This is a genomic window from Exiguobacterium sp. s57 (assembly GCF_018617685.1).
GTDB classification, from domain to species: domain Bacteria; phylum Bacillota; class Bacilli; order Exiguobacteriales; family Exiguobacteriaceae; genus Exiguobacterium; species Exiguobacterium marinum.
In genome coordinates this window covers 188,663-202,477 of the sequence record NZ_JACSKR010000001.1, presented here as the reverse complement: position 1 = coordinate 202,477, position 13,815 = coordinate 188,663, and the positions used below count along the sequence as shown (strand labels likewise).

Annotated in this window: 17 protein-coding genes; 2 read left to right on the top strand and 15 right to left on the bottom strand. The window is 46.1% G+C overall.

The window, feature by feature from the left end:
- Position 1: 1 nt before the first annotated feature.
- The 15 genes from KNO98_RS01045 to prsW all read right to left on the bottom strand — a co-directional run bounded on the left by KNO98_RS01045 (position 2) and on the right by prsW (position 11,676).
- Entirely contained in the window at positions 2-781 is a 780-nt protein-coding gene (locus KNO98_RS01045) for a CheR family methyltransferase (protein ID WP_214698276.1), read from the bottom strand.
- A 100-nt stretch (positions 782-881) separates the two neighbouring features.
- Entirely contained in the window at positions 882-1,301 is a 420-nt protein-coding gene (ndk, locus tag KNO98_RS01040) for a nucleoside-diphosphate kinase (protein ID WP_026826171.1), read from the bottom strand.
- A gap of 91 nt (positions 1,302-1,392) precedes the next feature.
- Positions 1,393-2,355, bottom strand: a complete 963-nt coding sequence (locus KNO98_RS01035; RefSeq protein WP_026826172.1) for a polyprenyl synthetase family protein — start codon at positions 2,353-2,355, stop codon at positions 1,393-1,395.
- A gap of 3 nt (positions 2,356-2,358) precedes the next feature.
- A complete protein-coding gene (locus KNO98_RS01030) occupies positions 2,359-3,060 on the bottom strand; it encodes a demethylmenaquinone methyltransferase (protein ID WP_026826173.1) in 702 nt (233 codons plus the stop codon).
- 20 nt (positions 3,061-3,080) lie between these two features.
- Positions 3,081-3,653, bottom strand: coding sequence for a heptaprenyl diphosphate synthase component 1 (locus KNO98_RS01025; protein WP_026826174.1), 573 nt, complete (start codon positions 3,651-3,653; stop codon positions 3,081-3,083).
- A 125-nt stretch (positions 3,654-3,778) separates the two neighbouring features.
- Positions 3,779-4,051 carry an HU family DNA-binding protein gene (locus KNO98_RS01020; protein WP_015881465.1) on the bottom strand — a complete coding sequence of 91 codons (273 nt, stop codon included), beginning with the start codon at positions 4,049-4,051 and terminating at the stop codon, positions 3,779-3,781.
- A gap of 109 nt (positions 4,052-4,160) precedes the next feature.
- Positions 4,161-4,871: a hypothetical protein gene (locus tag KNO98_RS01015; RefSeq protein ID WP_214698274.1), complete on the bottom strand. Its 711-nt coding sequence runs from the start codon at positions 4,869-4,871 to the stop codon at positions 4,161-4,163.
- A gap of 5 nt (positions 4,872-4,876) precedes the next feature.
- On the bottom strand, positions 4,877-5,077 hold the full coding sequence (locus tag KNO98_RS01010) for a DUF2768 domain-containing protein (RefSeq protein ID WP_026826176.1): 201 nt from the start codon (positions 5,075-5,077) through the stop codon (positions 4,877-4,879).
- A 97-nt stretch (positions 5,078-5,174) separates the two neighbouring features.
- Entirely contained in the window at positions 5,175-6,200 is a 1,026-nt protein-coding gene (locus tag KNO98_RS01005; protein ID WP_214698273.1) for an NAD(P)H-dependent glycerol-3-phosphate dehydrogenase, read from the bottom strand.
- Positions 6,201-6,217: 17 nt separating this feature from the next.
- Positions 6,218-7,528 (bottom strand): ribosome biogenesis GTPase Der, encoded by a 1,311-nt coding sequence (gene der / locus KNO98_RS01000; protein ID WP_214698268.1) that lies wholly within the window; start codon positions 7,526-7,528, stop codon positions 6,218-6,220.
- 137 nt (positions 7,529-7,665) lie between these two features.
- The gene (gene rpsA / locus KNO98_RS00995) at positions 7,666-8,814 is read right to left on the bottom strand and encodes a 30S ribosomal protein S1 (protein WP_214698266.1); all 1,149 of its coding nucleotides are present in this window, start codon (positions 8,812-8,814) and stop codon (positions 7,666-7,668) included.
- Between the two features lie 155 nt (positions 8,815-8,969).
- Positions 8,970-9,593 (bottom strand): lysophospholipid acyltransferase family protein, encoded by a 624-nt coding sequence (locus tag KNO98_RS00990; RefSeq protein WP_251129441.1) that lies wholly within the window; start codon positions 9,591-9,593, stop codon positions 8,970-8,972.
- The gene (cmk, locus tag KNO98_RS00985) at positions 9,590-10,264 is read right to left on the bottom strand and encodes a (d)CMP kinase (RefSeq protein WP_214698263.1); all 675 of its coding nucleotides are present in this window, start codon (positions 10,262-10,264) and stop codon (positions 9,590-9,592) included. The genes KNO98_RS00990 and cmk overlap by 4 nt, the downstream gene beginning before the upstream one ends.
- 74 nt (positions 10,265-10,338) lie before the next feature.
- Positions 10,339-11,004: a flagellar brake protein gene (locus KNO98_RS00980; protein WP_214698262.1), complete on the bottom strand. Its 666-nt coding sequence runs from the start codon at positions 11,002-11,004 to the stop codon at positions 10,339-10,341.
- A gap of 15 nt (positions 11,005-11,019) precedes the next feature.
- Positions 11,020-11,676 (bottom strand): glutamic-type intramembrane protease PrsW, encoded by a 657-nt coding sequence (gene prsW / locus KNO98_RS00975; RefSeq protein ID WP_214698259.1) that lies wholly within the window; start codon positions 11,674-11,676, stop codon positions 11,020-11,022.
- Positions 11,677-11,783: 107 nt separating this feature from the next.
- Between prsW and KNO98_RS00970 the strand changes: the two genes are divergently transcribed.
- Positions 11,784-12,755, top strand: a complete 972-nt coding sequence (locus KNO98_RS00970; RefSeq protein ID WP_026826184.1) for an asparaginase — start codon at positions 11,784-11,786, stop codon at positions 12,753-12,755.
- A gap of 51 nt (positions 12,756-12,806) precedes the next feature.
- Positions 12,807-13,787, top strand: a complete 981-nt coding sequence (locus tag KNO98_RS00965; RefSeq protein ID WP_214698257.1) for a YpdA family putative bacillithiol disulfide reductase — start codon at positions 12,807-12,809, stop codon at positions 13,785-13,787.
- Positions 13,788-13,815: the final 28 nt, after the last annotated feature.

Genomic DNA, 13,815 nt, shown 5'->3' with positions numbered 1-13,815 from the left:
CTCATCCATCTATTTTTTCGTAAAAGAAACTTTGTTTCATCGCATAGCCATAACGCTTTGGCTGGAAAATTTGTTCGGTTCCACCGACAAATAATATCCCACCAGGACGTAACGCCCGTTGAAACGACGAATATACTTTTCCTTTCGCATCTTCTGTGAAGTAAATCAATACATTTCGACAGACGATCAAGTCGAAGTTTCGTTCATATACATCCGCTAATAGGTTATGTTTTTTGAACGTAACCAGTTGCTTAATTTCGTCTGAGATGAAATAGTCCTCCCCACGACGCGTAAAGTAACGCTTTTGAAACTCAACGGGTAAGTCAATCAGTGCCCGTTCATGATACTTTCCTTGTTTCGCCTTTTCGATGACGACATCATCTAAATCTGTAGCCATGATTGAAAATTGAGATGGAGCCAAATGTTTTGACAGTAACATGGCGAGCGAGTAGGGCTCTTCTCCTGTCGAACAGGCAGCACTCCACACGCGAAGCTTCCCTTTACTCGAACGGATCAAATAAGGCAGAATATCCTCTTCTAGCTGTTGCCACCGAATCGGGTTACGGTAAAATTCACTCACATTGATCGTCATCCGGTCAAGAAATTCCTCGTATAACTGACGATCCATATCCATCGCCTTCAAATATTCAAGGAACGATGCATACCCTTTCTTTTCACGCAAGGCGACCATTCGACGCTTCATCTGCGCCTCTTTATATAAATTCAAGTCAATACCAGACTTGATATAAAACTTTTTTACGAAGATGGCATAATCATTCATCACCAATTTCAACCTCAATTCTTTCTCATTTCCTCATTCTTCTGAACATAGGCATTTCAAGGGAATCAAAAAGGGACAGGTTTCCCCGTCCCTCGAAAAGTCATGAAACGTGTGAGGCGATTTCAGCGAACCAAAGTGCAAGTTCGCGCTCTGCGCTTGCCACACTATCAGAACCATGAATCACGTTTTGTGACATCGTCGATGCAAAATCGCCGCGAATTGTTCCTGGTTGCGCATCAAGTGGCTTCGTCTTTCCAATCATAAGACGAGAGACCGCTACGATGTCTTCACCTTCCCATTCCATCGCAACGACCGGACCAGAAGTCAAAAACTCTACCAATTCACCGAAGAATGGTTTTTCTTTATGCTCTGCATAGTGTGCCTCCGCGACCTCAACTGACGGTGTCACCATTTTGAGACGGTTCAACGTATATCCTTTGTTTTCAAAGCGTGAGACGATTTCCCCAATCAATCCACGTTTTACCCCATCCGGTTTAACCATTAAAAATGTCTTTTCCATTCCCCAAATCCCCCTAAGTCAATAAGTGTGTACGATGTACGTTTTTAGTGTACATGGTCTTTCACATTTTTGAAAGGGGTTCCATGGGAGTTTACCATTTACGCTTTCCAATATATTGTGCAATTTCAATCAACGATCGCTTATCAGGGACATCTGGCAACCCTTCTAACCGGCTGATGGCACGATTGACATATCGGTCAATCGTGTGTTGACTTCGTTCTAGCGTTCCATTTTGTTGCACTTCCCGTACGAGAGACTTCGTCACTTCCGAATCCGTTGACGCGTTCACCCGGCGAAGACGATCATAAAAACCTGGGTCTTCAGAAGAATAAAGGAGTGGCAAAGTCTTATGACCGTGTTTTAAATCTTCACCGACTGGTTTGCCGAGTTGAAAGCTTTTCGCCGTAAAATCCAACAAGTCGTCCGTCATTTGAAACGCCATGCCGATATCATATCCGAACAGGCTCAACTGTTTCACCACTTGAGGAGATGCTCCTGAAATGACGGCGCCAGCAGCACAACTCGTTTCAATCAAAAGAGCAGTCTTTCGTGCAATTCGATCTAAATATCGCTTTGGTGATTGTGCCCATTCGTATTGATCTTGGATTTGATTGATTTCACCTACACAAATACGTTCCATCGTATCTGCCATAATTCGCATCACTTGCGGTGACTCAATTTCGGATACGAGACGAATCGCCTCCCCAAATAACGTATTCCCTGTATACATCGCCACTGTTTCATCATATCGCTCCATTACGGTCGGTTTTCCGCGACGGAGCATCGCATCATCGATGACGTCGTCATGGACGAGTGATGCCATATGAATCAATTCAAGACTTGAGGCAACTTTCGTCAAACGGATATCTTTCGTCTCACCGAACCCTGCGCTCAATAGGACGAAGGCTGGTCGGATGCGTTTGCCACCCGCATCGAGGAGTTGGCGCGATGCTGATTCAATGACGGGGTGGTCCGTCCTGACTCGAGTAGATAAAAATTGATCGATTTGATCAATCTCTCGGTTCATATGACGATAAAGTCGCTTCAAAGACATGTTTCACCACTTCTTTCCTAGATGCATGGCACATGCACCTCCGGAGAATGTCTTCACTTCGACTTGTTCAAACCCGGCCTCTTCGAACATGCGTTTGAGCTTCAAACGATCCGGAAATTGGTCGGTCGATTCTTGGAGCCACTTATACTGATCATATGACCCGGCAAACATTTTACCGAATAGCGGCATGACCGTCCCAAAATAAAATCGATACAATTCTTTAAAGACCGGTGCTGTCGGTTGGCTTGTCTCGAGACAGACGACCGTCCCTCCCGGTTTCAAGACCCGATGCATTTCATGCAATACCGTCATGTAATCCGGAACATTCCGCAGTCCAAATCCGATCGTGACGTAATCAAATGAGTGATCTCCAAATGGCAGTGCCATCGCATTGCCGTGAAGTAACTCGATGTTCGACCATGATTTCACCTTTTCTTCTCCAACTTTTAGCATGTTTTCTGAAAAGTCGAGACCTTTGACGACACCCGTATTTCCGGCAGCGTTCGCCAATTGAATCGTCCAGTCGGCTGTCCCGCAACAAACATCTAGACATTTAGCCCCCGGAAAGACGTTCATTTTTTTCATCGTTGTCCGTCGCCACCATTTATGAAGTCGGAAGCTGATAATCGAGTTCATCGTATCGTAGCTAGGAGAAATGGACTGAAATACTTCGTATACTTTTTGCTCTTTTTCTATCGGTTGCAACGTGTAACATCCTTTCCGTTCTAAGCGACCGCATATGCGAGCAACGTCGTCAGTTGCTCTTTTTGGTCTTGCCTGAGGGTTGTCGCTTTCTTTTCAATAACTTGTTTCCCACTCGTTGTTAAATAAGGTTGTTTAATCAATTCGGAAAGAGTTTGAATCAATCCGATGTTTGCTTCAAGCCAAACAGTCATCGAGGCGTTCTTCTCGAGCAACAAGGTACACTTCGCCGCATTGACGCGCTGTACGGACTGCCCAAACCGGTCACCATATGACGATGGAAAGTCTGTCAAGATTTTATAAAACTGAGCCGAAGCAAAGTCGCCAGCGAGCACTTTTAATTGGCGGGCTAGAGACCCTCTCGGACTACTGTTCACTTGATCGTGTAATTCGAGCGCTTGATGTGCAAAATAGGTTGCCATCACGAGTTGTCGATGCTCAATCGATTCCAAATCAATCATCTCGACCATCCAACGAAGCAACAGCATGTCGATGGCTGGTACCACCTCGTGTTTCGTCAAATAGGGATGATTCATACGTGTTTCGATTTGACGAGCAAGGTCTGTGACAACAAATTCATTTGTCAACTTTTCCATGCTATCCCCCCTCGCCCACTTCATTGTCATTCTGACATAGTATAGCACATTTTTGTCACATTCACGTCATTCGAACTCGCAAACACAACAAAAAAGCCGCCTATCGGCGACTTATGTATTGCAGATTACTTGACCGCATCTTTGAGCGCTTTACCTGCTTTAAATGCAGGAACTTTACTCGCTGGGATTTCGATATCTTCTTTTGTACGTGGGTTACGACCTTTACGGGCAGCACGCTCACGAACTTCAAAAGTACCAAAACCGATCAATTGAATTTTCTCACCGTTTTGGAGTGCTTCAGTGATTGATTCAAACGTAGCTTCTACGATTTTCGTTGCTTCTTTTTTAGAAACATCGGCTTTCTCAGTAACAGCTTGGATCAATTCAGTTTTGTTCATCACGATTCACCTCCTCTCACAGGGAGTTTACGGGATTAATCATATCGTACAAACGTTGATATGACAACATTTTTTGCATGATTTCATGACATTCACTATCAAAACAAGCTCAATTGTTTAAAAAAACGACTTCTCCTTGTTCATCTATTGTATAACCTTGAGAATAAGCTGGGGCAAATGGAGCATCTTTATAGAGCAAATAACGAATATCATCACCGATTTTTGGCGACTCATCCGTCTTTTGAAGCGCTTCTTCCACATCTTTTCGGTAGTCTACAAAAAGTTGTCCCGTGCCATCTACATAGATTGGAAGCTCCCGATCAGAGTAAGGGCTTGGAATGACCGGTTCCTCCGTGATAAAGATTTTATCGTAGTCTAGTGTGAACTGATTCTTGCCGAGTGATCCATCGAACGGAAATTTCCCCTCTTTTGCTCGGAAAGCATTGATGTTTGTTTGAAGTTGCTGTAACCGCTCCGAGACACGTAAATCAATTAATTTCACAGTCGGTTCAGTCTCGACGTCAACGAGAATATATTGGAATAATCCACCACCCTCGAAACTGTTCGCCGGCGGGTCAGACAAGTACCCAGGGACGAGACGTGAAAATTCGATTGGGTAACGCTCCATAAGAGGCGTTTCCGCCGGTTTCGTCTTAATCGGCAACACGCCGGATTGTTCACGATACGCATCGACCGCACTTTGTACGGTAGTTAATTGATTTTCATACGGAACATTATTCGTCCGTTCCGATTCAGGAAACATACAACCTGCCAACAGAGTCGTCAGTACCAAACTGACAGCGATGATCATCTTTTTCATAACGTTTATCCTCCCGTCGGTCCTGAGACGACGACAAAAATCATAATAACAGTCCCAAACAAGAAAATGATGAACGCGATTATTCTTACAAGAGTCGCAAACCAACCGGTCAGTTTCGTATGACTGATGGCGACCATTAATGCAGCAACGGCAAAAGCACCGATCCCTGCAAATGAAATCCACATTTTTATGAGTGACGGTGTCACGTCTATCCCCCTACTTTCTCTATGTTCTCCAGACTTCAAGTTTAGCAAAAAAAAGCGAGGAACTGAACGAAAACGTCAGCCCCTCTTCAAACCATTCTTATTCTTCGAAATGAAAGACTTGTTCCATCTCGTGCTTTTGTGGTCGTCTCATTAGTTTTTTCACTTCATCATGAGGGCTCTTGCCTTCGAACAACACATTATAAAGTGCTTCCGTGATCGGCATCTCGACACCTGCATCTTTCGCAAGAAAGTGAGCCGCCTCACAAGCCCGAACACCTTCGACGACCATTCCCATATTGCCTAGAACGTCTTCAAGCTTCTCACCGCGTCCAATCGCATTTCCCGCTCGCCAGTTTCGGCTATGTTGTGACGTTGCTGTCACAATCAAGTCTCCGATTCCAGTGAGGCCCGAGAAAGAAGCAGGGTTCGCACCGAGTTTCACGCCAAGCCTTGCAATTTCAACAATCCCACGGGTCATGAGGGCTGCTTTCGCATTATCCCCATAGCCAAGTCCGTCTGTCATTCCGGCAGCGAGGGCGATGATATTTTTGAGTGCTCCGCCATATTCAGCACCAACGACGTCTGAGTTCAAGTACACACGGAACTGATCGTTTGTGAGCAACTCCTGCACTTCGTCCGCGACATCGAGGTCCTCACAGGCGATCGTGATGGTCGTCGGTTTTCGAACCGCGACCTCCTCCGCATGTGTCGGACCTGTCAATACGCCGATTGCCCGGCGTTTCGATGGTTCGATTTCTTGTGCGATGATTTCCGAGAGACGCTTATGCGTCTTCGGTTCAATCCCCTTCGCGGCATGGACAATCGTGACAGGCTTCGTCAACAGCGAGTTCAGCTCTTTTGAGACCGGACGAATTGCCGAACTCGGGACGACAAGAAAGACGATGCTACGATCGTCGAGCGCTTCTTTCATATCCGTCGTCGCACGAATCGATTCCGGTAATGGCGCATCTTTCAAATAAAACGAGTTGGTGTGCGACGAGTTGATCTCATCGACTTGTTCCTGTTCACGTCCATAGAGCAGGACATCGTGTCCATTATCCGCTAAGACGAGCGAGATGGCCGTTCCCCAGCTTCCCGCTCCTATGACAGCTACGTTTGCCATAAGTGGCACCCCCGTTATTAGTTTTTCTGACGAGCCACGATATGAATCGGTGTCCCGGTGAAGTCAAATGCTTTACGAATTTGATTATCTAAATAACGTTTATAAGAGAAATGTAACAATTCAGGGTCGTTGACGAACAAGACGAATGTCGGTGGTTCGATAGCAACTTGAGTCGCATAGTTAATCTTCAATCGCTGTCCTTTATCCGTCGGTGTCGGGTTCATCGCGACCGCGTCGACGATGACATCGTTCAACACGCTCGTCGAGATACGACGACGATGTGTTTCTGCCACTTGTTTGATGACAGGCAACAATGTCTGTAAGCGTTTCGACGTGAGCGCTGATAAGAAGACGATCGGTGCATAATCAAGGAACAAGAATTCTTGACGAATCTTTTCTTCCATCTTCTTCATCGTCTTGTCATCTTTTTCGACGGCATCCCATTTGTTGACGACGATGACAATCGCTTTCCCAGCTTCATGCGCGAGACCTGCAACGCGTTTGTCCTGTTCAATGATACCTTCTTCACCGTCGAGGACGACGAGGACAACGTTCGAGCGCTCAATTGCTTTCTGGGCACGCATAACACTGTAACGCTCTGTCGATTCGTATACTTTCCCGCGTTTACGCATACCCGCCGTATCGATGATGACATATTCTTGTCCATCACGTGTGAATGGCGTGTCGATTGCGTCGCGTGTCGTACCGGCAATATTTGAGACGATGACACGATCTTCACCAAGAATCGAGTTTGTCAAACTAGACTTCCCGACGTTCGGACGACCAATCAACGAAAACTGAATGACATCGTCGTTATATTCATAGTCGTCTTTTTCTGGAGCGAGTTCAAATACTTGGTCGAGTAAATCTCCAAGACCGAGACCGTGTGTCCCAGAAATCGGGAACGGGTCCCCAAATCCAAGTGAATAGAACTCATACATAAGATCTCGCATTTCAAAGTTGTCCACTTTGTTCACGGCAAGAACAATCGGTTTGTTCGAGCGGAACAACAAGTTCGCCACTTCTTCATCGGCTGCTGTGATTCCTTCACGACCATTCACCATAAAGATGATGACATCTGCTTCATCGATTGCAAGTTCTGCTTGATGACGCATTTGAACGAGCAACGGCTCATCCCCTATTTCGATACCACCTGTATCGATTAAATGGAACTTACGATTTAGCCACTCTCCTGTACCGTAAATACGGTCACGTGTGACGCCTGGCTTATCATCAACGATCGAGACACGATCTCCGATGATGCGGTTAAAAATTGTGGATTTCCCGATATTCGGTCGGCCAACGATGGCCACTGCTGGAATTCCCATAACAACACCTCACTAACTTTCTATCAAAATTTCATCATTTCATCATTTCGAAACGCAACTTACCTATCATATCACAGGCAAAATTAAGTGACCATACAAAAAGAAGCGGGAGTATGACTCCCGCTTGAACGATCATCTTATTTTGAGTCGTCCGAAGAGTCATCCCCTGTCAATTCAGAAACAGAGAATCCTCCTTGGTCGCTATATTCATCGAGCAACGCTTGGTCATCATCTTGACGAGTCGGTTCAGATGATTCGAGTGCACGCATCGACAATGAGATTTTCTTATCGTCAAGATGAACGTCCAACACTTTCACTTTCACTTCCTGGCCTTCTGACAATACTTCAGATGGCGTTGCGATGTGACGATTCGCAATTTGTGAGATATGAAGGAGTCCTTCCACTTGCGGCGCGACTTCAACGAACGCACCGAACGTTACGAGACGTTTGACCGTTCCTTCAATCACGTCACCTGGCTGGATTTTCCCTTCGATGGTTTCCCACGGGCCTGGTTGCGTTTCTTTAATCGAAAGTTTCACTTTTTCATTATCTAAGTCGAGTCCGAGAACTTTCACTTTGACACGATCGCCTTCTGTTACGACATCGCTCGGCTTCTCGACACGGCTATGAGCCATTTCCGAGATGTGAACGAGACCGTCCACGCCACCGATATCGACGAACGCACCGAAATCTGTCAATCGTTGAACCGTTCCTTCAATTACTTGACCAACTTCAAGCGATTCGAGCGTTTCCGATTTCTTCGCGCTCATTTCTGCTTCGACAACTGCTTTATGTGACAAGATGACGCGATTTTTTTCGCGGTCAATCTCGACGACTTTTACGGTAATTGGGTTGTTCAAGTATGACGAGAAGTCTTCAACGAAGTGACTTTCGACAAGGGATGCAGGGATAAACCCGCGAATTCCGATATCGACGACAAGGCCACCTTTGACCTTATCTTTTACCATCACTTCAAACACTTCACCCGATTCGAATTTTTGGACGATTCGATCCCAAGCTGCTTCGGCATCGACGTCCTTTTTCGAAACGACCACTTCTTCGTCCGTGACTTTTTTTACTTTGACACGAATCTCGTCGTTCACTTGGAGTGATTCGTTTAAATCGTCTAGATGCATGCTTGATACTTCGCTAATTGGCAAAATCGCTTCGGTTTTATAACCGATATCGATCAGCGCTTGCTTATCCTCGATTTTGACGACTGTTCCGGTCACAATCTGGCCACGATTAATTTCAAAATCAGGCATATCTTTCATTTCTTCGACCATTCCAACACTACCCCCTCACGATGAGTACAAAAAGGAGCGCCATAAGGCGCTTACACCTAGTATAAATCTCTTATAATTCCGAGAATTTGTCAAGGCGTTATGAAGATTGTACCTCTATTGAAAGAAGTTTAAACCTCAATTCCGTAATCCTTTCCTCACTTCGTGAGTGAATGCTTTAAATAGAGGTCAGCAATCGTATCCATGATCAAATCGGACGCTTCTTGCGCACTTGCCTTACGTGCTTTCAGTTCTGACAAGTCAATCGGTTTTCCGATGATGACGCGGAGTTTCGCACGAAACTTGTATTTCCCAATGATGGCAATCGGTAAGATGTGCGCCTCCGAACGCATCGCAAAGAATCCGACACCCGCTTGTGCCTTCCCGAGCGTACCGTCTTTTGATCGCGTTCCTTCCGGAAAGATAGAGATGACTTCATCCTCTTTCAACTTTTGAAGCACGACACGAAGCGCTTGACGGTCACCTTCCCCACGTGACACCGGAATCTGACCTGCCCGCTTCAAAATATGCTTCAATACCGGAACACTAAAAAGTTCCTTCTTGGCAAAAAATCGGAGCGGACGCTGCTTTGGAATGGCGCACGCGAGAAGCACGGGATCCCAATTCGATTGGTGATTCGAGCAGACGAGAATCGACCCGTCCATAGGGACATTCTCTCGTCCGATAAATTCGACTCGGAATAATGCCCGTTGAATGACGTTCACGACGGCTGTTGCCAGCCGATACATACCGAACGGTCCATCGTTTAATGGTTTACTCATGCTTTCACCTCTTCAATTAATCGTTCGATTGCTTGAACAACGCCATCAATCGCCAACGTCGTCGTGTCAAGGAAGTGTGCATCGTCAGCTTTGCGGAGAGGAGCGACTTCACGTTCTGAATCCCGTTTATCACGAAGCGCTATTTCTTGTTTCAATAGTTCGTAATCACTCGCAATCCCTTTTGACAGGTTTTCTTCGTGACGGCGACGAGCTCGCTCTTCGACCGATGCCGTCATGAACACTTTCAAATCGGCATTCGGGAGAACATGCGTCCCGATATCGCGACCGTCCATAACGACCCCACCATGTTTCGCCAAATCGCGTTGTAAATCCATCAAGGCATCTCGCACTTCCGGTTGGCGTGCGACAAAACTGACGTTATTCGTCACTTCACTCGAGCGAATGACGTTCGTCACTTCCTCCTCTCCATCGAATACACGCTGTCCTTCTTCAGAAGGAACAAGTCGAAGCGTCATCTTCTCAATCATCCGAGCAAGTGCAGGTCCATCTTCGAGCGCAATCCCTTCGCTCAGCGCACGAAACGTGACTGCCCGATAGATGGCACCTGTATCGATATAGACATATCCCAATTGTTTCGCCAATGACTTGGCGATTGTACTTTTTCCGGCACCCGCCGGTCCGTCTAAAGCAATTTGTAATGATTTTTTCATACAAAACGGGTATCGAGTGATCCCGATACCCTCCTCCTCTCGGTCAATAATCCCGAGAACATCATAACAGTTTTTTATCGTGAAGAAAATACAGACCCTGTCCGTTTTCGTGCTTCAAGCTGAATGCGGAAACAGTATCGTAAAATCGTTTCCTGGTCACGTGATGTCAAATCTTCAAAGGCTAAGGAAAGTTCCTGCTTCACTTCTTGCTTATGTATCCGCACAAGGCGGCTCTTTACACGGAAGAGCTGAGGTGTACCATGTTCGTCTTCAATTCGAAAGACGACGATGAGCGACTCATCGACATCGACCGGCGCACGGTTGGCGATGATTTTCATCCCACCGGCGGAAACGTCGAGCGACATCGTCTCGAACGATTCAAAACTATCTCCGTCGGTCGCGAGCACTTTCACGTCAATCATTTCAGGGACTCGTAAGTATTCACGACGCTGGATCCGTTTGATTTTTTTCTCGTCCGGCATCTTGAAGGCGTAGCGAAGCGTCATCTGTGCATCGCTGATTCGTTTCACGACTTTTGTATCGAATGCATACAATTGATTTTCTCCTTGAAAGAAATAGACTCGCAGCTGTTCCTCTTCATGTAAAAAAAACGTTTTTAACGTCGTCATGTCGCTCGGTGATTCAATCCATACGACTTGATCAGTAATGGCGGCAATCTTCGTTTTCCCCTCAGCGCGCCCTACCACTTCAATTCTCAACTCTTGACCTTCTTTTAACATACTTATTCTTCCCCTTTATTTAAATTGACGACGATTAGACAGATTGGCAGCTCGTACGAGCAAAAGTGCCACCATCCATAAAATGACGATATAGAGCACGGCAGGCAGTTTTTGGTTCGGTTCAAGAATCAAAATCAAATCGAACGTTCCGTGAATGACTGTTGCGGAAAGGACCGCCATGAATAGCCACAGACGTTCACGTGTCGAGTGCTTTGCCCGTCCTAAACAATAACCCATCACGACTGCGAACAAAGCATGTCCACTTACCGGCAGAACGGCTCGCCAAATCGCGATTTCTAATGAATCATACACCCATAAGTATAAAAAATTCTCCAATGTCGCAAAGCCTAATGAGCAGGCGACCGCATAGAGAATCCCGTCGTAGTAATCATCAAAGACTTTATGTATATATATTGTATAATAAATCATAAACCATTTAAAAAACTCTTCAAGTAAGGCAGTAGTGATATACGCCTGCCAAAACGGTCCAGTAAGCACTCCTTCTTCAACGAACGCATATTGGATAAACATGATCGGAAACACGAGAACGGCCCCGGCCACGAAAGAACGAATCACATATCCGAGCGGTTCTGCTTCTAGTTCATGGCGAAGATAGAAGTAGGATAGAAGGGCGAGCCCAGGTGCAACCGCAGACAAAGCGATTGCGATCATCATACATCTCCCCTTTCTTTCTTTAGCATACACTGAATTGCTTGAAAGAAAAAGTATAGAACGCCTAGAAAATGGAAATCTTCATAAAAATAATTAGGAGGACATCTATGAATCATTTATTACTCATCCACACCGGCGGTACGATCGCCATGTCTCAATCTGGCACTGGTCACGTAGAACCAAGCGACGTCAATCCGATTGATGCCACACTTCCGAAAGCGACAGATATCGCTCATATTACAACGAAACATTTTTCGAATATCCCGTCACCACACATGACACCAGAAAAAATGCTTGAGTTGGCGCATTTTATTCAACGAGAATTGACGCAAGATACGTATGATGGGGTTGTGATCACACACGGTACCGATACGCTTGAAGAGACTGCTTACTTTCTGCAGATCACGCTCGGCGCACCAGTCCCAATCGTCTTGACGGGTGCGATGCGTTCCTCGAATGAAGTCGGTTCGGATGGAGAATTCAATTTAATTACTGCCCTTCGTGTCGCAAAAAGTGAAGCCTCCCGTGGAAAAGGGGTACTCGTCGTATTTAACGGCGAAATCCACTCGGCTTTCAACGTCACAAAAACCCACACTTCTTCGGTCGATACGTTCAAATCCGTCCACTTTGGAAATGTGGGTATGGTCACAAAGGACCACGTACTCATCTATAGTCAACCGATGACTAGACAGCCGAAAATGATTCCATCCATCACAAAACGCGTCGCGGTCTTGAAAGTTGTTGCCGGGATGGAACCTGATTTACTCGAATCTGTGATCACTCTCGGATACGACGGACTCGTCCTCGAAGTGTTAGGCCAAGGGAATGTCCCACCGTCTCTTCTGTCAGCACTCGAACATTTGGTCGAGGAAATTCCAGTCGTGATTGTTAGTCGTTGCTTCAATGGCATCGTGCAAGATGTATATGGATATGATGGTGGCGGCAAACAATTGAAAGAAATGGGCCTCATATTCTCAAACGGATTAAATTCACAAAAAGCCCGACTCCGGCTGCTCGTGGAACTCGAGTCTGGTTCCTCACAGTCAGTCATGGAACACAGTTTCAGTTTCCAACAATAACCTTGCGCACAAGCGTCTCCTTCCCTACAATGAGCAAAGAGGTGATTTTCAGTGAATAAACAAGCGATTATTGTCGGCGCTGGACCATGCGGTCTTTCGGCGGCCATCGAGTTAGAGAAGATCGGGGTTTCTTGTAGTGTGATAGAACGGGGAAATATCGTCGATGCAATCTATCGATATCCGACACATCAGACGTTCTTCTCATCTGCAACCCTGTTAGAAATCGGAGACATCCCGTTTATATGTAAAGACTTAAAACCACGAAGACAAGACGCACTCGTCTATTATCGGGAAGTCGTCACGCGCACCGGACTAAACGTTCACCCGTTTGAAACGGTTGAATCTGTCGAAAAAACCAATGACCGCTTCGTCGTGACTTCAAGACATGACCGACGCGGCGTCACAGTTCGTGAAGCGGACTATGTGATTTTAGCCACAGGGTATTACGGACGTCCACGTATGCTCGATGTACCAGGTGAATCGTTGCCACACGTCCATCATTATTTCAACGAGGCACATCCCTATTACCGTCAACACGTTACGATTATCGGCGGGAAGAACTCCGCTGTCGATGCTGCGATTGAGCTCGAAAAAGCCGGGGCATATGTCACAGTACTCTATCGAGGCGACTCGTATAGTCCTTCCGTCAAGCCATGGGTCCTCCCAAACTTTGATTCGCTCGTCCGTCATGAGAAAGTCCGAATGGAATTTGGCGCGACGATTGATCGAATCACTGAGGACGGTGTCCATTATCATCAATCTGGCGAAGAAAAACATGTTGATGCGGATTACGTTCTCGCAATGACCGGTTATCAACCAGACCATCATTTATTCGAAAGCTCAGGGATTATCATCGATGAAGAGAGTGGGGTCCCGACATACGACGAAGAGACGTTTGAAACGAACGTCGAACACTTGTTCATCGCTGGTGTTGTGGCAGCTGGGAACGATGCGAACAAGATTTTTATCGAAAATGGTCGATTCCACGGCAAGGCGATCGCAGCTACAATTGCGAATCGAATCCAAGTTTAACTCCCGCGCCTACGTCGATAAACCGCAA